The sequence below is a fragment of the Lysinimonas soli genome (genome assembly GCF_042655435.1).
Classification (GTDB): domain Bacteria; phylum Actinomycetota; class Actinomycetes; order Actinomycetales; family Microbacteriaceae; genus Lysinimonas; species Lysinimonas soli.
Genome location: NZ_JBHSMG010000001.1, coordinates 670,388 through 692,577 on the forward strand (window position 1 = coordinate 670,388; position 22,190 = coordinate 692,577).

Here is a 22,190-nt window from a genome sequence, read left to right on the forward strand (position 1 = left end):
GGCGGACCCCAGACAGGAGAATTTGTGGCCAACCCACGCGTGCACGAGATCGCGAACGAACTCGGCATCGACAGCAAGATCGCCCTTGAGAAGCTCAAGGGCATGGGCGAGTTCGTCAAGAGCGCGTCCTCCAGCATCGCGCCGCCCGTCGCGCGCCGCCTGAAGGCAGCGCTCGAGGCGGACGGTTTCACCGCGCCCGCGGGCGGCTCCGCTCCGGCCGCGAGCGCCACCGCAACGGCCCCGCGCCCCGCGGCGGCTCGTCCGGCACCGGCGAACCCCGCGCCCGCTCCGGCGCCCGCCGCCGCGCCCGCCCCCGCCGCGGCGGCCCCCGCCAGTGCGCCCGCGGCGTCGGCTCCCGCCGCACCCGCTCCGTCGGCGAGCACGGCGCCCGCCGCAGCTCCCGCGCCGGCCGCCCCCGGCGCCGCCGCATCCGCGCCCGCCGCTCCGTCGGCGACCCCCGGCCCGGGCGTGCCCCGCCCCGGCAACAACCCGTATGCCAGCGCACAGGGGATGGCCCGTCCCGGAGCCCCCCGTCCCGGCAACAACCCGTTCGCGGGATCGCAGGGCATGCCGCGTCCCGGTGGAGCCGGTGGCGCCATCCCGCGTCCCGCCGCTCCCCGTCCCGGTGCGCCGCGCCCCGGCGCCCCGCGTCCCGGCGGCCCCGGCACCGGTCGTCCCGGTGCCCCCTTCCAGCAGCGTCCCGGCGGTCCGGGTCGTCCCGGCGGTGCCGGCGGCTTCCAGCGCCCCGGCGGTGCGCCCGGTGGCGCCCCGGCGGGCGGATTCGCCGGTCGTCCCGGCGGAGGCGGCGGCCGTGGCCGCGGTCCCGGCGGCGGCACGGCAGGAGCGTTCGGACGCGGTGGCGGCAAGAGCCGCGCCCGCAAGTCGAAGCGGACGAAGCGTGCCGAGTTCGAGATGCGGGATGCGCCGTCGCTCGGCGGCGTCGCGATCCCGCGTGGAGACGGCAACACCGTCATCCGGATGCGCCGCGGTGCCTCCATCAGCGATCTGGCCGACAAGCTCGAGGCCGTCACCAAGTACTCGGTGCAGCCGGGAGCCCTCGTCACGGCGCTGTTCCACCTCGGTGAGATGGCGACCGCGACCGAGTCGCTCGACGACGCCACCTTCGGCATCCTCGGCGACGAACTGGGCTACAAGATCCAGATCGTCAGCCCGGAGGACGAAGACAAGGAGCTGCTCGAAGGCTTCGACATCGACCTCGAGCAGGAGCTCGAGGACGAGGACGACGAAGACCTCGAGATCCGTCCGCCGGTCGTGACCGTCATGGGCCACGTCGACCACGGTAAGACCAAGCTGCTCGACGCGATCCGCGAGGCCAACGTCGTCGCGGGCGAGGCGGGCGGCATCACGCAGCACATCGGTGCGTACCAGGTCTGGACCGAGCACGACGGCCACGAGCGCGCCATCACCTTCATCGACACCCCGGGCCACGAGGCGTTCACCGCCATGCGCGCCCGTGGTGCGCAGGTGACCGACATCGCGATCCTCGTGGTGGCCGCCGACGACGGGATCATGCCCCAGACGGTGGAGGCGCTCAACCACGCCCAGGCCGCCGGTGTGCCGATCGTCGTCGCCGTCAACAAGGTCGACAAGGAGGGGGCGAACCCGGCCAAGGTGCGCCAGCAGCTCACCGAGTTCGGCCTCGTCGCCGAGGAGTTCGGTGGCGACACCATGTTCGTCGACGTCAGCGCCCTGCAGAAGAAGGGCATCGCCGAGCTGCTCGACGCCGTGCTCCTCACCGCGGATGCCGGCCTCGACCTGCGCGCGAACCCCAACAAGGACGCGCGCGGCGTGGCGATCGAAGCCAAGCTCGACAAGGGCCGCGGTGCGGTCGCGACGGTGCTCATCCAGTCCGGAACCCTCCGCGTCGGCGATCCGATCGTGGCGGGAACGGCGTACGGCCGCGTGCGTGCCATGCACGACGAGAACGGCGACATCGTCGAAGAGGCCTACCCCTCGCGTCCGGTGTCGGTGCAGGGCCTGTCGAGCGTGCCGCGCGCGGGCGACACCTTCCTGGTGACCGAGGACGACCGCACGGCCCGGCAGATCGCCGAGAAGCGCGAAGCCGTCGAGCGCAACGCCCAGCTGGCCAAGGCCCGCAAGCGCATCTCGCTCGAGGACTTCACCCGCTCGCTCGCCGAGGGCAAGGTCGACTCGCTCAACCTCATCATCAAGGGTGACGTCTCCGGTGCCGTCGAGGCACTCGAGGAGTCGCTGCTCAAGATCGAGGTCGACGAGAGCGTTCAGCTGCGCATCCTGCACCGCGGTGTGGGTGCGATCACCGAGTCGGACATCGACCTGGCGACGATCGACAACGCGATCGTCATCGGGTTCAACGTGCGGCCCGACGTCAAGGCGCGCGAGCGGGCAGCTCGCGAAGGCATCGACGTGCGCTTCTACTCCGTCATCTACGCCGCGCTCGAAGACATCGAGAACTCGCTCAAGGGCATGCTCAAGCCCGAGTTCGAAGAGGTGCAGTCGGGTGTGGCCGAGATCCGCGAGATCTTCCGCTCGTCGAAGGCCGGCAACATCGCCGGTGTCATCGTGCGCAGCGGAACGATCACGCGCAACGCCAAGGCGCGGGTCATCCGCGACGGAGTCGTGGTGGGGGACAACCTGCAGATCGACTCGCTGCGTCGCTTCAAGGACGACGTCACCGAGGTGCGGACGGACTTCGAGGCCGGTATCGGACTCGGCAAGTTCAACGACATCCAGATCGGCGACGAGATCGAGACGATCGAACTCAAGGAGAAGGTCCGCGCGTAGCGTGGGGACGCTGGGGACGGGCGGCTTCGCTGCCGAGCCGTCTCCGGCGCCCACCGCGAGCGGCGGTCGCTGCCAGGCCCACCAACGGCTCGGCAGCGAAGCCGCCCGTCACCGGCTGAGTCGGGCGTTTCACCAACGAACAACGAGAGGATTTCGACGGCGATTCTCTTCTCGAGTCATTGGCCGGGCCTGGCGACCGCGCGGCGCAGCCGTGCGGGGGAGATGACTCGAGAAGAGAATCGCCGTCGAGAATCCGAGCACGAGGAGTAGATCAGCATGGCGGGATCGGACAGACCGGCGAAGATGGGCGACCGGATTCGCGAGGTGATCGCGAAGCGGCTCGAGAAGGGGCTGCGCGATCCGCGGATGGGATTCGTGACCATCACCGACGTGCGCGTCACCGGCGATCTGCAGCATGCGAGCGTGTTCTACACGGTCTACGGCACCGACCAGGAGCGCGCCGACACCGCGGCGGCCCTCAAGGCGGCGACCGGGCTGCTGCGCACCGAGGTGGGCAAGAACATCACGACGCGGCTCACCCCGACGCTGGAGTTCATTCCGGATGCGATCCCCGAGAACGCCGCGATCATCGACTCGCTGCTGCGGGAGGCCCAGACCCGCGACCAGGAGGCGGCGGCGCTCGCCTCGCACGCCAACTACGCGGGTGACGCGGATCCGTACGTCAAGCCGCGCGAGATCGCCGAAGAGGACGCCGACGACGAGCTCTAGCCGAGCATCCCGGTCGTGGGGCCGCTGATTCCGGTGGGCGGCTAGCCTCGCGCGCGTCGCGTGAGCGCGCGCAGGCCGAACGCCACCCCGACCAGGCCGATCGCGGCGAAGACGATCCACAGCGCCGCGCGGCCGTCGTGATCGCTGAGCGAGAGCGCGGTCACGCCGCCGCCGCCGAGGGCCAGCACGCCGCCGGCGAGCATCACCATCCAGATGAAGGCCCGATCCGGGGCGGTCGAGCGCGGGGGACGGCGGGAGTCGGTCACGGCTTCAGTATTCGCACCCGAGCAGAGCGTCGGCTGTGCGGCGCGGAACTCATTTGAGAAGACGGCTCAGAACGCGGTCGGCGAGCGGCTTGCCGCCGGTCTGGCAGCTCGGGCAGTACTGGAAGGTCGAATCGGCGTAGATCACCTGTCGGATCGTGTCGCCGCAGACCGGGCAGGGTTGGCCCGTGCGGCCGTGCACCTGCAGGTGGGTCTTCTTCTCCGACTTGAGCTCCGAGGCCGCGACCCCGTCGGCGCGTTCGACCGCGGCGCGGAGGGTGGACTGGATGGCGGCGTACAGGCGAGCAGCGTCATCCGGCGCCATGTCGGCCGGTTTGAACGGCGACATCTTCGCGGCGTGCAGGATCTCGTCGGAGTAGGCGTTGCCGATGCCGGCGATCGTCGACTGATCGCGCAGCACGCCCTTGATCCGCGCGCGTCCGGCTCGGGCGAGGATGCCGGCGAGGACCTCTGGGGTGAACTCCGGCGCCAGCGGGTCGGGCCCCAGCCGGGCGACGCCCGGCACCTCGCGGGGGTCGCGTACGAGCGAGATCGACAGGCTCTTCTTGGTGCCCGCCTCGGTGATGTCGAGTCCGGATCCGTCGTCGAGCACGAGCCGGGCCGCGAGCGGGCTCTTGCCGGGACCGCGCGGCATCGGCGCCGGGGCGGTCGCGCGCCAGCGCAGCCAGCCCGCGCGTGCCAGGTGGATCAGCAGATGCAGCCGTTGCCCGCCGGTGGCGTCGACCGCGAGGTCGAGGAACTTGCCGTGCCGGACGACCTCGGCGATCGTGCCGCCGTGCAGGGCGGTGAGCGGTGGGTCGAAGGTCTTCAGCGCCGCGAAGGCCAGGATGTCGAGGCGGTCGAGCACGCGACCTCCCAGGCGCGCGCCCAGGTCGGTGACGAGCGCCTGGACCTCGGGGAGTTCCGGCACGGCACCAGTCTTGCGCAGACGGGCGGCAACGTTCAGGCGAGGGGGTCCGTGGGCCGGGCCGACTCCGGTTCGGCGCCCGGTTCGAAACTCGAGGCGGGAGGCTCGCCGGCACCCCCGACCCCGTTCGCCGTCGTGGGAAGGGTGCGCATCATCCAGAGGGCGGAGAACACCACGGGCATCGCTCCCAGGAGGTTGCCGACGACCCCGACCCAGACGGTCGGCACGACCCCGATCCAGACCGACAGGAGACCGGAGGCGAATCCGCCGAGCGGCATCACGCCCCAGACGATGAAGCGGATCGACGCGTTCATGCGTCCCAGCAGCTCCGGGGGGCAGATCCGCTGCCGAAAGCTCACCTGCGCGATGTTGTACACGAGCACGGCCGCGCTGAAGAAGAACTCGCTGCCGATCAGCACGGGGATGGCCGCGGGCGTCCAGACGGTGCTCAGGGGCAGCACGAGCATCGCGACTCCGCCCAGCAGGGCGGCGGCCGGGATGGCGTGACCTTCGCCGATCCGGCGGGAGATGCGGCTCGACATGGCAGCGCCGAGCAGCCCCCCAACGGCGCCCGCGGACCCGATCAGACCGTAGACCGCGGGACTGAGGTGCAGTTCGCGGAGGACGAGCACCGGCATCATCGTCAACGCGATCGTCCCGAACAGGTTGCTCAGCGCGGTGCAGAGCACGATACGCACCAGCAGCGGCTGGCGGAACACCCAGACCAGGCCCTCGCGGATCTCGATCGCGAGTGGTCGGCGCTCGGCGGCCGGCTTGGGGGTCTCGGTGTCGGCGATGGTGGTGAGCGCGAAGAAGGAGGCCAGGTAGGTGACGGCCGTGACGGCGAGCAGCAGGGGCGCGGCCAGGATCGTGAGCAGCCCACCGGCCGCAGCGGGTCCGGCGATCCGCGCGATCTGCGCGGTGGTCTCCAGCTTGCCGTTGGCCTCGGCGATCTGTTCCCTTCTCACCAGGGTGGGGATGAAGCTCTGGTAGCCCACATCGAAGAACACCGAGCAGATGCCGACGGCGGTGCCGATCACGAGCAGCTGCCAGAACGCGAGCACCTGCGTGAACCACAGCACGGGCACGAGGGCGAGCAGCACCGCGCGGACGAGGTCGGCCCGGAGCATGACGCGTCGTTTGATCCAGCGGTCGATCCAGGCTCCCGCGGGAAGACCGATCACCAGGAAGGCGAGGGTCTCCGCCGTGTTGAGCAGGCCGACCTCGAACGAACTCGCCCCCAGCACGCTGACGGCGATCACGGGGATGGCGAGATTGCCGAACTGCTCTCCGAACTGGCTCGCGGTCTCGCCCGCCCACAGTCGGAGGAATCCGGGATGCCGCCACAGGGTCGGGCTGCTCATGCGACCGGCTCGAACAGGAGGGTGGCGCTGTCGAGATCGGCCGTGACGAGGCGCACGCGCACCGCCGCGCCGTTCGCCGTGTGACCGGTGCACTCCGCCGTGACGGCGGGGTCGGCCAGCTGCACGACGCTGCCGGTCTTGTTCTGGGCGATGATCACACCGTCGAAGATCTCGCCTACCCGTGGGGCGAGCACGGCCGTCTCGACGGCGTCGAGGGCGCGCCGGTCGAGCTGCCCGGCGAGGTTGCTGCTGTGCGACATCTCGGCGGGCAGCTGCGGCAGCGCGGATCTCGCCCAGTCCGGCACCGGCGCGCCCGAACTGAGCGCCTCGCACACCACGAGACCGAAGCGGTCGACGAGGCGGCGCAGCGGAGCCGTGACGTGCGCGTACGGGGCGCCCACCGCCGACTGCATCGAGTCGGCCGGAACGGTGCCGTCGAAGGGCGTGTAGCCGGCGCCGCGGAACAGCGAGCCGGCCGCGTGCAGGATCGCCAGATGATGGGGGTTCGTGCCGTCGAGCCCGGCCAGGTACTCGCCGTACGGCTGATCCGCCGGCCACGGCGCACCGAGCGCCCGGGTCTGATGGCGGAATCGGTCGACCGACTCCGGGTCGGCGGGCGGCATGGTGCGCAGGATCCCGACCTTGCCCTCGAGCATGATCGTCGCGGCGGCCATGCCGGTGAGCAGCGACAGCTGGGCGTTCCAGTTCTCGACCGGGAGCTGCGCGCGCCGGATCGCGAGGTAGCGGCCGTTCTGCTTGTCGATGTCGACCTCGGGCAGGTTCAGGCTCGCCCCGCCGCGTGCGCGTTCGAGCGCGAGCCGGGCCAGGCCGATCTCCCTCAGCAGGGTCAGGGTCCCGTCGGCGCTCCCGCCGTCGATCGCGGCCTGCACGCCGCCGTAGTCGAGGCGCCGGCGGCTGCGGACGCGAGCCGTGGTCAGGCTCGACGAGGTCACCGCGGCGTTCGCGTCGAGGCCGAACTCCCAGACGAACGCCCCGCGGAGCTGATCGGGCAGCAACGACGCCGCCCCCTCGCTGAGCACGGTGGGGTGCAACGGGATGCGCCCGTCGGGCGCGTACATCGTCTGCCCGCGCTTGTGCGCCTCGGCGTCGATCAGGTGGCCGGGAGCCACGAAGGCGGGCACATCGGCGATCGCGTACCAGAACCGGTAGCCCGCGCCCTCGCGGACCAGCTGGAAGGCCTGATCCAGGTCGGCCGATCCGATCGGGTCGAGTGTCACGAGCTCGAGATCGGTGGCGTCGCGATCCGGCAGCGGTGCCGACCCGGCCGCGGCGGCGGCCTCCGCGAGCACGGCGGACGGGAAGTCCCGCTCGAGCTTGAGTTCGCCCGGCAGCGCGGCCAGCAGGCGCGCGAGCTCGTTGTCGGTGGCCAGCGGGGTCAGGCGCAGCGCCGTCGTGTGCACCGATCGAGCCTACGTCCGGGCTCGCCGGATCAGTGCAGCGGCAGGGTGAAGCCGGATGCCGCGTCGCCGTGGACCAGGCCGTCACGCAGCAGGCCGGTCATGGCCCGCTCGAGTTGGACGGCATCCGGCCAGAGACCCGACAGGGCGTCGATGGGAACGGCGACCTCGGATGCCCGCAGCTCGCGCAGGATCAGCCCCCGCACCTGGCGGTCGGAGCCCTCGTACCTCTTCTGCCGGACCGCGGCCGGCCCGTCGTAGGCGGGGTATCCCGTCACCCGCCAGGCGCAGAGCCGCGCGAGCGGGCAGACGTCGCAGCGGGGTGCGCGGGCGGTGCAGACGGTCTGGCCGAGCTCCATGATCCCGGCGTTGGTGAGCCGTGCGCGCGTCGGCGCGACGGGGAGGATCGCCTGCATCGCCTCGAGGTCGCGGCGGGTCGACGGCGGCCCCGCCTCGGCCTGCCCACCGATCGCCCGGGCCAGCACCCGTCGCGCGTTGGTGTCGACCACGGGGGTGCGCACCCCGTAGGCGAAGGCGGCGACCGCCCTCGCGGTGTACGGCCCGACGCCGGGCAGCTCGAGCAGCTCGTCCACCTCGCTCGGAACCCGGTTGCCGTGCCGCTCGGCGATCGCGACCGCGGCGCCGTGCAGGGCGAGAGCCCGGCGGGGGTAGCCGAGGCGGTCCCAGGCGCGCACGGCCTCACCCGGTGGCACGGCCGCGAGGTCGGCAGCGGACGGCCAGCGCTGCAGCCACTCGGCGAGGCGCGGGATCACGCGCGCCACCGGGGTCTGCTGCAGCATGAACTCGCTCATCAGGATGCCCCAGGCGGGATAGTCCGGATGCCGCCACGGCAGTTCCCGGTGCCCCGCGGCGTACCAGTCGGCGATCGTCTCGCCGACCGCGGTCTCCCGGCTCCCCACCACCCGTCAACCCTATGCGCCGACACTAGGCTGGGCGGCATGGCCAGGTGGGCACCCGAGCGGCGCGACACGATGCGGGCGCTCGCCGACGAACTGCTGCAGCACTACTCCCGCGGCCGTGTCGTGGTCGGTGTCGACGGCACCTCGGGTGCCGACGCCGGCGCGTTCGCCGATGACCTCGCGACCGAGCTTCGGCGTGCCGGTCACGAGGTCTTCCGGGCGTCGATGGACGACTTCCAGCGCCCGCGCGCGGTGCGCGACGCCCGCGGCGCGGACTCCGCCGAGGGTCTCTACCGCGACGGCTACGACGACGCCGGATTCCGACGCGTGCTGCTCGGTCCGTTCCGGCTCGCGGGCTCGACCGGTTTCTCGACGGCGCTGTTCGATCGGGAGCGCGACGTGCCCTTCGAATCGGCCTGGGAGACCGGGCCGGCCGACGCGATCCTCGTGGTGGACGGGCCGTACCTGCTCCGGCCCGAGCTGAGGGGCATCTGGAACTTCTCGGTCTGGCTCGAGGCGCCGGGTCGAGCGGCCGCCGAGCCGGGCGCTGCCTCGCCGACGTCCGAGACGCGCTCGCCGCGCGAGCTCGGCGCGGAGCAGCTCTACCTGCGCGATGCCGCCCCGCGCACCGCGGCATCCGCGATCGTCGACGCCTCCGACGTGGACCACCCGCGTCGTGTCTTCGCCGACAGCTGCTGAGCGACAGCGACGGTCGCGGAGCTACAGGAGCTACAGGAGCTACAGGGGATCCAACTCGAGCCACTCGGCGGCGAGGTAGTCGTCGGGCGGCACCGCGCGCACCCGCGAGCCGAGCAGGAGGTACGGGCCGCGGAACGGGAACTCCGACGCGATGGCCGCCTCGTGAAGCAGTCGCAACCATCGCCGGTCGCGCGAGGTCACCTCATCCGGTCCCGGACGCTCGAAGGTCAGCACCAGAGTCGACCCCTCGAAATCGAGGGCGAGGCAGCGCAGGAAGTCGCTCACGCCCAGCACGTCCTCGGGATCCGGTTCCGGAGGCACGTCGGTCGGCACGAGGATCGGCAAGGGGCGGAGCTCGTGATCGAGCAGCATCACCCACACCTGCCGGCGCAGGCCGTTCTCGAGCATCCGCTGCAGGTGGGGGATCAGCTCGGCGTCGCTCGGCAGCGGGACGTTCCGGATGTCGTGATCGTTCGGTGCCCCACCTGGCGGTCGTCGATTCCGCGGTCGTGTCATGCCCCGATCCTCGCCGTCCGGGCGAACGGGATCGCCGCATCGGCCCGGGTGGTGGAGAACCGAGGAGCGACGGCACCGGCTGCGGACTGGACGTCGTCCCGCTGGCGCCACCGCGCGGCTACAGCGGCAGCCGCCGCACCGTCTCCGCGGCCGTCAGGAAGACCCCGCTGCGCTCCACCTCGTACACGAGTGCCACGATGGCCGCGTTGACGGGGGCGGCGATCCCGTGCTCGGCGGCGGCGGCCACGACCGCACCGTTGAGGAAGTCGATCTCGGTCAGCTGACCCCGCCGGATGCTCTGCAGCGTCGACCCCGGATTCGGAACCTCGCCCATCCGCCGTGCCAGCAAGCGCGGAAGCGCCGATCCGAGCGCGAGCGGAAGCATCCCGACCGCGCCGAGCACCCGCCCGCTCACCCCCTGCACGGTCGCGAAGTGCACACCGATGCGCCGCGCGATCCGCACGGTCTCGCGCATGCTGGCCGTCATCGCCCGGCGCAGCCCGGGATCGGCGACGACCTCCTGCACGCTCAACCCGGTGATCGCGGGCAGCGCGTTGACGTGGTTGATGAGCAGCTTGGTCCACTGCGCGCCCTCGATGTCGTCGGTGACCTCGATCGGCAGGGCCGCCCGCAGCGTCGCGGCGACGCTCGTGAGCACCGTCGCCGCCGTGCCCGGGGCGGCGCCGACGATGAGCGGAAGCGGCGCCGTCACCGTGACCCGGCCGGGTTGGAGGTACGAGGCGGCGAAGAGGGCGAGGCCGCCGAGCAAGGGGGACTCCGGCAGCACGGAACGGGCGAGCTTCAGCCCGCCGAGCCCGTTCTGGGCGATGAGCATGGGCGCCGTGCCGAGGGCGGCGCGGTTGGCGCTCAGGGCGGCCGCGGCATCCTGCGCCTTGGTGGCGAGGATGACGAGCTCGGCTTCGCGTCCCGGCGGCGCGATCGGCAGGGTCTCGGCGGCGCGCACCCGCGCGACGTGCTCGCCGAAGCCGCCGTCGAGCCGCAGCCCGTCGGCCCGGATCGCCGCGAGGTTCTCGCCCCGCGCCGTCACCTCGACCTCGTGCCCGGCGCGATCGAGCAGGGCGGCCAGGGTCCCCCCGACCGCCCCCGCTCCGATCACCGCGATGCGCATGCAACGAGCCTAGGCGCGCGTCGCCGGACGGGATTCAGGATGCCGGGGCCGGCCCCGCCCTCGGGCGTCCTGATCCCGGGACACGGGCGGCACGTCATCCTGAATCCCGAACCCGTGGCGGAGGTAGTGCCGTGCGGCGCCGGCTCAGACGCCGACCGGCTCGACCGCGCCGGAACCCGGCTCGACCGCGGCGGGAGCCGGCTCGGATGCCCGGGTCGGGGCCGCCGCGGCGCGTCCGGCGGGCAGGAACAGCGCCACGATCGCGGTCGCCAGCAGCACGGCGCCTCCCACGAACACGGCGGGGATCGCGGCATCCACGTACCCGGTGGGGGTGAGCTGCCCGCCCGCGCCCGTGAAGACGGCGGTGAGCACCGCGATGCCCAGCGCGACGCCGATCTCGCGCAGGGTCGAGTTGGTGCCGCTGGCCTTCGCGGTGTCGTGCGGGGCGATGTGGGCCAGCACGGCGGTCGACGAGGGGGCGAAGACGAGCCCCATGCCGATGCCGGCCGCGATGAAGGCGGGCAGCAGCGTCGTGTACGGCACGTGGGCGCTCATGGTCGCCGCGACCCAGAACAATCCGAAGGCCTGGAAGAGCAGACCGGCGACGATCAGAGTGCGCGTTCCGATCCGGCCGGCGACGACGCCCGACAGCGGCGCCACGATCATCGGTGCCATGGTCCACGGGGTCGTCATGAGTGCCGCCTCGAGGGGGGTGTGGCCCTGCACGATCTGCAGGAACTGGATCAGGATGAAGACGGCGCCGAACATGCCGAAGCTGAAGCCGAATCCGACCAGGTTGGCCACCGCGAAGCTCCGATCACGGAACAGCCGCAACGGCAGCAGGGGCGAGGGGTGGCGCAGCTCCCAGACGACGAAGCCCGCGAGCAGCACTGCGCCGGCCGCGAGAGCGCCGATGACCTCGGCGCTGTCCCAGCCGACCGGGTTGCCGCGCACGATTCCGAAGACGATGCCGAGCACGCCGAGTCCCGCGAGCAGCACTCCCACGACGTCGGCGCGCACTCGCGCCCCGAAGGCGTTCGGCAGCACGGCGAGCAGGAGCGGGATCGCGACGAGGCCGACGGGCACGTTGATCCAGAAGATCCCCTGCCAGTTCCAGCCCTCGACGACCGCGCCGCCGATCAGGGGACCCGCCGCGACGCCGAGTCCGGCGATCCCGCCCCAGACGCCGATCGCGAGCGGACGGCGTCGCGGCTCGACCGATCCGGCGAGCAGCGAGAGCGACAGCGGCATGATGCCCGCACCGCCGAGCCCCTGGATCGCGCGGGCGACGATGAGCTGGGCGGGATCGGTGCTCAGCGCAGCCGCGGCCGAGGCGACGGTGAAGACGCCGATGCCGACGGCGAAGACGGTGCGTCGGCCGAATCGATCGCCGAGGGCGACCGCGAAGAGGATCAGGCTCGCGAAGACCAGCGTGTAGGCGTTGATGAACCACTGCAGTTGCTCGACCGAGGCGCCGAGGTCCTCGTGGAGAACGGGGAGGGCGTTGGTCATGACGAGGTTGTCGAGGGTCGCCATGAACATCGGGATGCCGGTGGCGAGCAGGACGAGCGCGAAGGGGACGCGCCGCGCGGTGGGGATGAGGGACATCACGGCTCCTGAGATGGCGAGGATAAGAAGTAATCGAATGATTACATCTGGAGAGTAGTAATCGATTGATACCATGTCAAGCATGACGATCCAGCCCCCGGAGACCGCGACCCGGATGCGTTCCGACGAGCGCCGCGAGCTCATCCTCGCGGCCGCCACCTCGGTCTTCGGCGAGCGCGGCTACGTCGGCACGACGACCGACGCGATCGCCCGGGCGGCGGGCGTCAGCCAGCCCTACGTCGTGCGGATGTTCGGCACCAAGGAGGCCCTGTTCCTCGAGGTGCTGCAGCGTGCCCTCGACCGCCTGCTGGCGACGTTCCGCGCGGCGATCGCCGACCCGACGCCGGTCGCCGGCCCCGACGACACCCTGGGCCACCGCATCGGGATGTCCTACGCGGAGCTGCTGCTCGACCGCGGGCTGCTGCTCAGCCTCATGCACTCCTTCCTGCTGGGCGCCGACCCCGTGATCGGGGCCGCGGCCCGGGCGGGGTTCCTGAGCGTGTACCGGCTGCTGCGCGAGGAGGCGGGCTTCTCGGCCGAGGAGACCGACCAGTTCCTGGCCCACGGCATGATGATGAACACGATGGTCGGATTGCGCATGGCGGACGAGTACGCCGACGGCGACCCCTGCGCGAAGGATCTGCTGGAGACCGCGATGCCCCAGAAGCTCGAACTGTTGCTGCGCACGACCGCCGAGAACACGCCCGCGTGAGCGAGGCGGTCGCGCCGGCCGGCGGCATCCTGCTCGTCGACAAGCCCGCGGGCATGACGAGCCACGACGTCGTCGCGCGCGCGCGTCGGGCCCTGGGCACCCGCAAGATCGGGCACGCCGGCACCCTCGATCCGATGGCCACCGGTCTGCTCGTGCTCGGGGTCGGCAGTTCGACCCGGCTGCTGAGCTACCTGGTGGGGCTCGGCAAGCAGTACACCGCGACCATCCGGCTCGGACAGGCCTCCACGACGGACGACGCCGAGGGCGAGCTCGCCGACCCCGTCGACGCGAGCGGTGTGACGCGGGTGGCCCTCGAGGCCGCGCTGGAGCGCCTGCGCGGCCCGATCGAGCAGGTGCCGTCGACGTTCAGCGCGATCAAGGTCGACGGCCGGCGCTCCTACGATCGGGCGCGCTCGGGTGAGGAGGTCGTGCTCGCGGCGCGCGCGGTGACGATCTCGCGCTTCGAGGTGCTGGATGAACGGCGCGTTCCGTCCGGCGCGGATTCCGAGTTCCACGATCTCGATGTGGTGATCGACTGCTCGTCCGGCACCTACGTGCGCGCGCTCGCCCGCGACCTCGGATCGGCCCTCGGGGTCGGGGGGCACCTGACCCGGCTGCGCCGCACTTCGGTCGGCCCGTTCCTGGTGGCGGATGCCGCGGCCCTCGACGGGCTGGGCCCCGACGACCTGCGCCCGCCGGCCGCGATCGCGCGCGAGCTGTTCCCCGCTGTGACCGTGGACCGGGAGCAGCTCGTCGCCCTCAGCCAGGGCAAACGGGTCGCCGTCTCGGCACCCGACGGCGAGGTGCTGGCCACGATCGCGCCCTCCGGCGCGCTCGCGGGCCTGGTGAGCGTGCACAATGGCGTAGCTCGGGTTCTCATCAACTTCCCGACGGAGGAGGCGCTCGCGTGATCTACGGGTTCACGATCGCGCAGGTGATCGTCGCCTGCGCCGCGGGAGTGCTCGCGGTCGTGCTCGGCCTGATCGGCCGCAGGCCGAACGACGTGACACTCGGCGCGCTGGTACTCATCGAGCTGCTGCTGGTCGCGCAGTTGGTGTCAGCGCTCGTCGCGCCCGGCGTCGGCAACCGTCCGACCGGCAGCGTCGCCGAGTTCTACGTCTATCTGGTGACCGCCCTGCTCATCCCTCCGCTCGCGGTGTTCTGGGGTCTCGTCGAGCGCACCCGGTGGAGCACCGTGGTGCTGGGCGTCGGAGCGTTCGCGATCGCGGTCATGGTGTTCCGGATGCAGCAGATCTGGACCGCGCACTGATCCGATCCGCGCGCCGCGGCCCCGGGCACGAGGTCGCACGCCTCGGATAGTCTGGACCGCGATGTCCCGCTCCGATCCTCCGCAGGCCGAGTCCCCCGTGGGCCCGGATGCCGCGCGCTCCGGCGGCGGCGTGGGCCGGGTTCTCGTCGCGGTGTACGCCGTCCTGGCGATCGCGGCGACCGGGCGATCGGTCTTCCAGATCATCGATCGCTTCTCAGAGGCGCCGCTGGCCTTCATCCTCTCGGCGGCGGCCGGGGCGATCTACCTCGTCGCGACCGTCGCGCTCGCCGCGCGGCTGCGTCGGCTGGCCCTCGTGACGATCAGCATCGAGCTGGCCGGCGTGCTGATCGTCGGCACGCTCAGCCTGCTCGCCCCCGGCATCCTCGGGCTGCACTCCCTCGATCCGTTCGGGCGCACCGCGACGGTCTGGAGCGCTTACGGCGCCGGGTACCTCCTGGTTCCGCTCGTGCTGCCGGTGCTCGGACTGCTGTACCTGCGACGCCGGCCGGCCGCGGCCGCCGTCAGAGCCTGACCGTGCGGTTCTTCGACGGCCTCGCCGCCGTGCCTCCGGGATTCGGACCCTCGGCCGTGACGGTCGGGAAGTTCGACGGGCTGCACCTCGGGCATCGTGACGTGCTGCGCCAGCTGCGCGAGCTCGCCGACCAGCGCGGACTGACCGTCACGGTGCTGACCTTCGACCGCAATCCGCTCAGCCTGCTCGCGCCCGAGGCGTGCCCCGAACCGCTCGTGAGCAACGCGCAGAAGCACGAGCTGCTCGCTGCGGCCGGGGTGGACGCCACGCTGATGCTGCGCTTCGACGCCGAGTTCGCGGCGTTGCCGCCCGAGCGCTTCGTCGACGACATCCTGGTGTCGGCGCTGCACGCGAAGCTCGTGCTGTGCGGCGAGGACTTCCGGTTCGGCGCGCGCGGCTCGGGCGACGTCGCCCTGCTGCGCCGCCTCGGGGCCGCGCACGGCTTCGAGGTGGCGATCCTCGACGACGTGCAGCTCGACGACGGGGGAGCGTCACGTCGCGCCTCCTCGACCTGGGTGCGCGAGCTGCTGTCGGCGGGGCGGGTGCGCGAGGCCGCGGCCCTGCTGGGACGGCTGCCGAGCATCCGCTCCCGGGTGGTGCACGGCGAGCAGCGCGGACGCGAGCTCGGCTACCCGACCGCGAATCTCGACGCGAACCTCGAGGGCTTCCTGCCGTTGGACGGCGTCTACGCCACCTGGGTCGTCGTCGATGGCGAGCGCTACGGCGCCGCGACCTCGATCGGCAACAATCCGACCTTCGAGGGCGTGCCGGCGCATCAGGTCGAGACCCATCTCTTCGACCAGCGCCTCGATCTGTACGACAAGCCGATCGAGGTGCAGTTCGTGGAGTACCTGCGGCCGATGAACCGCTTCGAGTCGGTCGACGCGCTGGTCACCCAGTTGCACCGTGACGACGAGCGCATCCGCGAGATCCTCGCGGTCGAGCCCGCGTGAGCGACGCCCGTCCGGGAGCCCGCTGGCGCGGGCGCCTGCTCGCGCTGGCCGGCGTGCTGCTCGTCGCCCTGAGCCTGCGCACGGCCGTCGCCGCGATCTCGCCGATCCTCGATCACATCTCACGCGACATCCCGCTCTCGGCCGTCGTCATCGGCGTGCTCGGCGCGGTTCCCCCCATCGCCTTCGCCGTGAGCGGGCTGTTCGCGCCGGCCATCTCGCGGCGGGTCGGGCTCGACCGCACGCTGCTGCTGGCGATCGGCGTCATGGTGCTCGGTCACCTCGGCCGCGCGCTCGCCCCCTCGGCCCCGGTGCTGCTACTGGCCACGGTCGCGACCCTGCTCGGGGTGGGCGTCGCCAACGTGCTCATGCCGCCGCTCGTGAAGCGCTACTTCCCCGACCGGATCGGGCTCGTCAGCGCCCTGTACATCACGGTGATGTCGGTCGGTTCGGCGATTCCACCCCTCATCGCCGTGCCGGTCGCCGACTCGGCGGGCTGGCGCGTCTCGCTCGCGATCTGGTTCGCGGTCGCCCTCACGGCGGCCGTGCCGTGGATCGGGATGCTGCGGCGCGAACGTCGGGCCCGCCTCGACGACGCGCCCTCGGCATCCGGGCGTGACGACGCCGAGCCGAAGCTCGCCGGACGGATGGCGCACTCGGCCATCGCGTGGGTGCTGGCCGGCGCCTTCGGGGCCGCGGCGTTCGTCGCCTACGCCTCGTTCGCGTGGCTGCCGACGATCCTCGCCGACACGGCGGGCACCAGCCGGGCCCAGGCCGGATCGCTACTGGCCCTGTGGTCGTTCATGGGACTTCCGAGCGGCGTGCTCGCGCCGATCCTCGCCGCGCGATTGCGTCGGGTCACCCCCCTGCTCGTGGCGGGTCTGGTCTTCGTCGTCGGCGGATACGGGGGACTGCTGCTCGCCCCCGCCGCAGCCCCGGTGCTGTGGACGCTCCTCGCGGGCCTCGGCCCCTTGTTCTTCCCCCTCGTACTCGCCCTCATCAACCTGCGCAGCCGGACCCACGCGGGCGCTGTGGGCCTCAGCGGCTTCGTGCAGGGCATCGGCTATGCGATCGGCGCGCTCGGGCCGATCGTCGTCGGCCTGCTCCGGGATGCGACCGGCTCGTGGTTCGTCCCTCTGCTGGTGATGTTGCTCGTCGGGGTGCTGCTTCCGCTTCCGGGCGTGTTCGTGCTGCGGCGGACGCGTTTCGTCGAGGACGAGCTGGCCGCGCGGGCGGAGCGCCGCGGCATCCGGGAGGGCTAGGCGCTCGGCACCAGCTCGGAGCGGTGCACGAGGGCCGCGGCGCCGAGCAGTGGCCCGTCGCCGGACAGCCCCGACGGGACGACGCGCACGGCCCGGATGTAGTCGAACTCGACGCGCTCGGCGATCGGCTCGCGGATGAAGTCGAACAGCTCGGGCGTGACGTGCGAGAAACCGCCCCCGATGGCGACGATCTCGAGATCGACGAGCGAGGTCGCCGAGGCGATCGCGCGACCGATCGCCAGGCCCGATCGCCGGACCGCGAGGATCGCGGCCTCCTCGCCCGCTGCGTAGGCGGCCGCGAGCTCCTCACCGGTCGTGCCGCGGAATCCGCGGGTGCGTGCCCAAGCGACGGTGTGCGGTCCCGAGGCGATCGCCTCGAGGCAGCCGTGACCGCCGCACGGGCAGGGGTCGTCGAAGCCGGCGACTTCGACGTGGCCGATGTGTCCGGCATTGCCGCTCGCGCCCGCGACCGTGCGACCGCCGAGGATGAGACCGCCGCCGACGCCCGTCGAGACGATCATCCCCATCACGTTGTCGACCCCGCGCGCCGCTCCGCGCCAGTGTTCGGCCAGCGTGATGCACAGGCCGTCCATCCGCAGCGTCACCGGCACGTCGGGCACGATCGACTCGAGCTGGGCGCGCAGCGGGTACCCCCGCCAGACCGCCAGGTTGAGCGGCGAGACGGTGCCCTCGCGCACGCCGATGGGGCCGGCGGCGCCGATCCCGACGCCGAGCAGCTCGGCATCGGGGGGAAGGGCGGCGAGCGCGTCGCGCGCCGCGGCATCCACCGAGGCGGCGAGCTCGTCCGAGCTGCGGCTCGGGCCCGTCGGCTGCCGGAAGCGGGTGCCGGGCAGGATCTCGCCGTCGGCGGTCACCAGGCCCGACTCGACCTTCGTTCCGCCGAGGTCGAGGGCGAGGGCGACGGCGCTCACGAGCCGGCCGTCCCGGCCGGGAGGGACCCCGCCGTCGAGCCGGCCGTCCCGGAGCAGCCGGCGGCGGCCAGAACGACCGCGGCCGTGATGTCGACGATCCGGTGCATGCGAGACCGGTCGGGGCGGGCCGTTGTCATACCCGTCAGCGTAGCGACGCCGCGGCAACCCGCCGGTCGCGGTGGCGGGTCCTAGGCTGGCGCCGTGGAATCGACGGTGCGGATTCAGCGGGTCATCGACCTGCCGCGCGTCATCGTGTGGGACGCGCTGATCGATCCCGTGCTCGTCGAGGGGTGGCTGCACCCGGTACTGCGCCTCGTCGGCGGGGAGCCGGAGGTGAGCGTGCGCGAACGCGTCGATCCCGCGCCGGCGGAGGTCGCGCGGCTGCACGTGCACGGCGAGGAGTTCGGCGAGCTGCGGATCTCGCTCGTCGAGATCCCGGGCGGAACCCGTGGCGCATCGACCGGGGTCACGGTCGAGCTGCTCGGAATCGCCGATGTCCGCTTCCGCGGGCCGCTGGTCACGGGGTGGCAGACCCGGCTCGACCAGCTGGAAGACCTGCTGCGCGGGCATCCGGTCTCGTGGACCGAGCTCGAACGACCGGCGAACCCGGCCCGGCGTTCGGGCGCGAACTAGACTCGTCGGATGGATGCGACCAAGCAGGGCGCGGCGCTGGCGCCCGCCGAACGGGCGGTCCGGCTGCTCGGCGGCGACCTCACCGAACGCAGCCTGCGCCTGCACCTCGAGGGCCTCAGCGGCGTCGACGCGGTCGGTCTCGAGCAGCGCGCGGCGGGCCTCGGGACACGCTCGATCAAGACCAGCTCGAAGGCCTGGGCGCTCGACAAGATCATCGAGCTGATCGATCTGACCACGCTCGAAGGCGCCGACACGCCCGGCAAGGTGCGGTCCCTGGTCGCCAAGGCGCTCACCCCCGACCCGTCGGATCTCAGCACACCCCGCGTCGCGGCGGTGTGCGTGTACGGCGATATGGTCCCGGATGCCGTCGCCGCCCTCGGCGCCGCGCACGGCGATCCGGACCTCGGCCAGGTCTCGGTCGCCGCCGTCGCCACCGCCTTCCCCAGCGGACGCGCCTCGCTGCGCGTCAAGCTCGCGGACACGGCCGATGCGGTCGCGAACGGCGCGGACGAGATCGACATGGTCATCGACCGCGGGGCCTTCCTCTCCGGGCGGTACGGCAAGGTCTTCGAAGAGATCGTCGCGGTCAAGCAGGCCTGCCGTCGCGACGACGGCTCGTTCGCGCACCTCAAGGTCATCCTCGAGACGGGCGAGCTGACCACCTACGACAACGTGCGGCGCGCCAGCTGGCTGGCGATCCTCGCGGGGGGCGACTTCATCAAGACCTCCACCGGCAAGGTGTCGCCCGCCGCGACCCTGCCCGTCACCCTGCTCATGCTCGAGGTCGTGCGCGACTGGCACCGCCTGACCGGCGAGCGCATCGGGGTGAAGCCGGCCGGCGGCATCCGCACCTCGAAAGACGCGATCAAGTACCTCGTGACCGTCGCCGAGACAGCGGGGGAGCAGTGGCTGCAGCCCCACCTGTTCCGCTTCGGCGCCTCGAGCCTGCTCAACGACGTGCTGCTGCAGCGGCAGAAGCTCACCTCCGGCCGGTACAGCGGCCCCGACTACGTCACGATCGACTGAAGGCTCCCGACATGAACGACATCGTTCCCGCCTCGACTGCCCCCGGCTTTCTCGACTACGCGCCGGCGCCCGAGTCGACGAGCATCCTGCACCTGCAGAAGAGCTACGGGCTGTTCATCGACGGCGCCTTCGTGAAGGGGCACGGCACCCCGTTCGCCTCGATCTCGCCGGCGACCGAACAGCACATCGCCGACATCGCCACGGCCACGCCGAAAGACGTCGACCTCGCCGTCGCGGCTGCTCGCCGCGCCTACGAGCGCACCTGGTCGAAGCTGAGCGGGGCGGATCGCGGCAAGTACCTGTTCCGCATCGCCCGGCTCGTGCAGGAGCGCGCTCGCGAGCTCGCGGTCGCCGAGAGCCTCGACAACGGCAAGCCGATCAAAGAGAGCCGCGACGTCGACGTCCCCCTCGTGGCCGCCTGGTTCTTCTACTACGCAGGCTGGGCCGACAAGCTCGACTACGCCGGGCTCGGCGCCAACCCGCGGGCCCTCGGCGTGGCCGCGCAGATCATCCCGTGGAACTTCCCGCTGCTCATGCTGGCCTGGAAGATCGCTCCGGCGCTCGCCGCCGGCAACACGGTCGTGCTCAAGCCCGCCGAGACCACCTCGCTGACGGCGCTGTTGTTCGCCGAGATCGTGCAGCAGGCCGAGCTTCCGGATGGCGTGGTCAACATCGTCACCGGCGCGGGCGAGACGGGCGCGACGCTGGTGCGGCATCCGGACGTCCACAAGGTCGCCTTCACGGGGTCGACCGCCGTGGGGCGCGAGATCGCGAAGGCGGTCGCGGGCACGGGCAAGAAGGTCACGCTCGAACTCGGCGGCAAGGCGGCCAACATCGTCTTCGACGACGCGCCGATCGATCAGGCCATCGAGGGCATCGTCAACGGGATCTTCTTCAACCAGGGTCACGTCTGCTGTGCCGGATCGCGGCTGCTCGTGCAGGAGAGCATCCACGAGGAGGTCGTCGAGCGGCTCAAGCAGCGGCTCGCGACGCTGCGCCTGGGGGATCCGCTCGACAAGAACACCGATATCGGGGCGATCAACTCCCGCGAGCAGCTCGAGCGCATCCGGATGCTCAGCGACGCCGGCGAGGCCGAGGGCGCCGATCGGTGGAGCGCGCCGTGCGTGCTGCCCGAGAACGGCTTCTGGTTCGCGCCGACCATCTTCGACAACGTCTCGACCTCGTCGCGGATCGCGCGGGAGGAGATCTTCGGCCCCGTGCTGTCGGTGCTGACCTTCCGCACGCCCGCCGAGGCGATCGCCAAGGCCAACAACACCCCGTACGGGCTGTCGGCCGGCATCTGGAGCGACAAGGGCAGCAAGATCCTCGCGGTGGCCGACAAGCTGCGCGCCGGAGTGATCTGGGCCAACACCTTCAACCGCTTCGATCCGGCGTCTCCGTTCGGCGGCTACAAGGAATCCGGCTACGGCCGTGAGGGTGGCAGGCAGGGGCTCGCCGCCTACCTGGCGAGCGCCGCATCGAGTGCGAAGGCGGTGTCGAAGTGAGTCGGCTCACGGTGCCCAAGACCTACAAGCTCTACATCGGCGGGGCCTTCCCGCGCAGCGAGAGCGGGCGCAGCTACGAGGTCACGACGGCGAAAGGCGCCTTCCTGGCCAACGCGGCGCAGGCCAGCCGCAAGGATGCCCGCGATGCCGTGGTCGCGGCCCGCGCCGCCCAGCCCGGCTGGGCCGGTGCGACGGCCTACAACCGCGCGCAGGTGCTGTACCGGATCGCGGAACTGCTCGAGGGCCGGCACGCGCAGTTCGTCGACGAGCTGCGCGCCGCGGAGGGCCTCTCGGCCGCGGCGGCCGCCCGGCAGGTGGACGAGGCGATCGACACCTGGGTCTGGTACGCGGGCTGGGCCGACAAGTACGTGCAGGTGGCCGGATCGGGCAACCCCGTCGCGGGTCCCTTCTTCAACCTCTCGGTACCCGAGCCGACCGGCGTCGTGGCGATCGTCGCCCCGCAGGGCGCGTCGAGCCTGCTCGGGCTGGTGAGCGTCGTCGCCCCCGCGCTGGTGGCGGGCAATGCGGTGGTCGTGGTCGCGGATCAGGCGCATCCGCTCAGCGCGATCAGCCTCTCCGAGGTGCTGGCCACGAGCGACGTGCCCGGAGGCGTGGTCAACGTGCTCACCGGTTCGCCCGCCGAGATCGTGCCCTGGCTCGCCTCCCACGCCGACGTCAACGCCCTCGACCTCGCCGGCGCCGGGGAGCTCGACTGGGTCGATCTCGCGATCGCGGCGGCCGACACCCTCAAGCGGGTGCTCGACCCGGAACCGGGCGTGCCCGCGCGCAGCCTCGACCGCATCCTGGCCTTCACCGAGACCAAGACGGTCTGGCACACGAAGGCGTTGATCTAGCCCCGCCTCGGCCCGGACACCTCGGCCCCGGCCATCCGGGCGCGGACACCTCCGCCCCGGCCACCTCCGCCCCGGCCACCCGGCCCCCACGTCCCGCCCGTCCGCACCTGCGTCCCACCGGTCTGACGATCAGGACTGCCGGCGCGACACGCCGAC

The 22,190-nt window shown here is 72.0% G+C and carries 23 protein-coding genes; 13 read left to right on the forward strand and 10 right to left on the reverse strand.

Going from position 1 to position 22,190, the window contains the following annotated elements; genetic code table 11:
* Positions 1–24: 24 nt before the first annotated feature.
* Both infB and rbfA read left to right on the forward strand, forming a co-directional pair.
* The gene (gene infB, locus ACFPJ4_RS03180; protein WP_386738838.1) at positions 25–2,784 is read left to right on the forward strand and encodes a translation initiation factor IF-2; all 2,760 of its coding nucleotides are present in this window, start codon (positions 25–27) and stop codon (positions 2,782–2,784) included.
* A 276-nt stretch (positions 2,785–3,060) separates the two neighbouring features.
* Complete coding sequence (gene rbfA / locus ACFPJ4_RS03185) at positions 3,061–3,513, forward strand: 30S ribosome-binding factor RbfA (protein ID WP_386738839.1); 453 nt, start codon at positions 3,061–3,063, stop codon at positions 3,511–3,513.
* 41 nt (positions 3,514–3,554) lie between these two features.
* Here the strand turns inward: rbfA and ACFPJ4_RS03190 are convergent, their stop codons facing one another.
* Genes ACFPJ4_RS03190 through ACFPJ4_RS03210 form a run of 5 tightly spaced genes read right to left on the reverse strand, consistent with a single transcriptional unit; the run spans position 3,555 to position 8,409 of the window.
* Entirely contained in the window at positions 3,555–3,779 is a 225-nt protein-coding gene (locus ACFPJ4_RS03190) for a hypothetical protein (RefSeq protein WP_386738840.1), read from the reverse strand.
* A gap of 49 nt (positions 3,780–3,828) precedes the next feature.
* Entirely contained in the window at positions 3,829–4,707 is an 879-nt protein-coding gene (locus ACFPJ4_RS03195) for an Fpg/Nei family DNA glycosylase (RefSeq protein WP_386738841.1), read from the reverse strand.
* Between the two features lie 32 nt (positions 4,708–4,739).
* Positions 4,740–6,068: an MFS transporter gene (locus tag ACFPJ4_RS03200; protein WP_386738842.1), complete on the reverse strand. Its 1,329-nt coding sequence runs from the start codon at positions 6,066–6,068 to the stop codon at positions 4,740–4,742.
* A complete protein-coding gene (locus ACFPJ4_RS03205) occupies positions 6,065–7,489 on the reverse strand; it encodes an RNB domain-containing ribonuclease (protein WP_386738843.1) in 1,425 nt (474 codons plus the stop codon). Before ACFPJ4_RS03205 ends, ACFPJ4_RS03200 begins: the two co-directional genes overlap by 4 nt.
* A 29-nt stretch (positions 7,490–7,518) precedes the next feature.
* Positions 7,519–8,409, reverse strand: a complete 891-nt coding sequence (locus ACFPJ4_RS03210; RefSeq protein WP_386738844.1) for an HhH-GPD family protein — start codon at positions 8,407–8,409, stop codon at positions 7,519–7,521.
* Positions 8,410–8,445: 36 nt separating this feature from the next.
* Here ACFPJ4_RS03210 and ACFPJ4_RS03215 point away from each other — a divergent pair, with 36 nt between their 5' ends.
* Positions 8,446–9,105, forward strand: coding sequence for a nucleoside/nucleotide kinase family protein (locus ACFPJ4_RS03215; RefSeq protein WP_386738845.1), 660 nt, complete (start codon positions 8,446–8,448; stop codon positions 9,103–9,105).
* Positions 9,106–9,144: 39 nt separating this feature from the next.
* Here the strand turns inward: ACFPJ4_RS03215 and ACFPJ4_RS03220 are convergent, their stop codons facing one another.
* From ACFPJ4_RS03220 to ACFPJ4_RS03230, 3 genes are all read right to left on the reverse strand, one after another.
* A complete protein-coding gene (locus tag ACFPJ4_RS03220; protein ID WP_386738846.1) occupies positions 9,145–9,621 on the reverse strand; it encodes a hypothetical protein in 477 nt (158 codons plus the stop codon).
* A 118-nt stretch (positions 9,622–9,739) separates the two neighbouring features.
* Positions 9,740–10,750 carry a ketopantoate reductase family protein gene (locus ACFPJ4_RS03225; protein ID WP_386738847.1) on the reverse strand — a complete coding sequence of 337 codons (1,011 nt, stop codon included), beginning with the start codon at positions 10,748–10,750 and terminating at the stop codon, positions 9,740–9,742.
* Positions 10,751–10,894: 144 nt separating this feature from the next.
* A complete protein-coding gene (locus ACFPJ4_RS03230) occupies positions 10,895–12,358 on the reverse strand; it encodes a DHA2 family efflux MFS transporter permease subunit (protein ID WP_386738848.1) in 1,464 nt (487 codons plus the stop codon).
* An 82-nt stretch (positions 12,359–12,440) separates the two neighbouring features.
* Between ACFPJ4_RS03230 and ACFPJ4_RS03235 the strand changes: the two genes are divergently transcribed.
* From ACFPJ4_RS03235 to ACFPJ4_RS03260, 6 genes are all read left to right on the forward strand, one after another.
* Positions 12,441–13,070, forward strand: a complete 630-nt coding sequence (locus ACFPJ4_RS03235; RefSeq protein WP_386738849.1) for a TetR/AcrR family transcriptional regulator — start codon at positions 12,441–12,443, stop codon at positions 13,068–13,070.
* A complete protein-coding gene (truB, locus tag ACFPJ4_RS03240) occupies positions 13,067–13,981 on the forward strand; it encodes a tRNA pseudouridine(55) synthase TruB (RefSeq protein WP_386738850.1) in 915 nt (304 codons plus the stop codon). The genes ACFPJ4_RS03235 and truB overlap by 4 nt, the downstream gene beginning before the upstream one ends.
* Positions 13,978–14,340 carry a hypothetical protein gene (locus ACFPJ4_RS03245; protein WP_386738851.1) on the forward strand — a complete coding sequence of 121 codons (363 nt, stop codon included), beginning with the start codon at positions 13,978–13,980 and terminating at the stop codon, positions 14,338–14,340. The genes truB and ACFPJ4_RS03245 overlap by 4 nt, the downstream gene beginning before the upstream one ends.
* Before the next feature lie 61 nt (positions 14,341–14,401).
* A complete protein-coding gene (locus ACFPJ4_RS03250; protein WP_386738852.1) occupies positions 14,402–14,872 on the forward strand; it encodes a hypothetical protein in 471 nt (156 codons plus the stop codon).
* A 2-nt stretch (positions 14,873–14,874) separates the two neighbouring features.
* The gene (locus tag ACFPJ4_RS03255; protein WP_386738853.1) at positions 14,875–15,825 is read left to right on the forward strand and encodes a bifunctional riboflavin kinase/FAD synthetase; all 951 of its coding nucleotides are present in this window, start codon (positions 14,875–14,877) and stop codon (positions 15,823–15,825) included.
* A complete protein-coding gene (locus ACFPJ4_RS03260; protein ID WP_386738854.1) occupies positions 15,822–17,084 on the forward strand; it encodes an MFS transporter in 1,263 nt (420 codons plus the stop codon). The genes ACFPJ4_RS03255 and ACFPJ4_RS03260 overlap by 4 nt, the downstream gene beginning before the upstream one ends.
* Here ACFPJ4_RS03260 and ACFPJ4_RS03265 read toward each other — a convergent pair.
* Both ACFPJ4_RS03265 and ACFPJ4_RS03270 read right to left on the reverse strand, forming a co-directional pair.
* Complete coding sequence (locus ACFPJ4_RS03265) at positions 17,081–18,016, reverse strand: ROK family protein (protein ID WP_386738855.1); 936 nt, start codon at positions 18,014–18,016, stop codon at positions 17,081–17,083. The genes ACFPJ4_RS03260 and ACFPJ4_RS03265 overlap by 4 nt on opposite strands.
* A complete protein-coding gene (locus ACFPJ4_RS03270; protein WP_386738856.1) occupies positions 18,013–18,153 on the reverse strand; it encodes a hypothetical protein in 141 nt (46 codons plus the stop codon). Before ACFPJ4_RS03270 ends, ACFPJ4_RS03265 begins: the two co-directional genes overlap by 4 nt.
* A 64-nt stretch (positions 18,154–18,217) precedes the next feature.
* On the opposite strand from ACFPJ4_RS03270, the gene ACFPJ4_RS03275 reads away from it, so the two are divergent.
* The 4 genes from ACFPJ4_RS03275 to ACFPJ4_RS03290 are packed head-to-tail and all read left to right on the forward strand — an operon-like array spanning position 18,218 to position 22,034.
* Complete coding sequence (locus ACFPJ4_RS03275) at positions 18,218–18,649, forward strand: SRPBCC family protein (protein ID WP_386738857.1); 432 nt, start codon at positions 18,218–18,220, stop codon at positions 18,647–18,649.
* Between the two features lie 9 nt (positions 18,650–18,658).
* A complete protein-coding gene (deoC, locus tag ACFPJ4_RS03280; RefSeq protein ID WP_386738858.1) occupies positions 18,659–19,675 on the forward strand; it encodes a deoxyribose-phosphate aldolase in 1,017 nt (338 codons plus the stop codon).
* 11 nt (positions 19,676–19,686) lie between these two features.
* Complete coding sequence (locus ACFPJ4_RS03285; protein WP_386738859.1) at positions 19,687–21,180, forward strand: aldehyde dehydrogenase family protein; 1,494 nt, start codon at positions 19,687–19,689, stop codon at positions 21,178–21,180.
* Positions 21,177–22,034 (forward strand): aldehyde dehydrogenase family protein, encoded by an 858-nt coding sequence (locus ACFPJ4_RS03290; protein ID WP_386738860.1) that lies wholly within the window; start codon positions 21,177–21,179, stop codon positions 22,032–22,034. Before ACFPJ4_RS03285 ends, ACFPJ4_RS03290 begins: the two co-directional genes overlap by 4 nt.
* Positions 22,035–22,190: the final 156 nt, after the last annotated feature.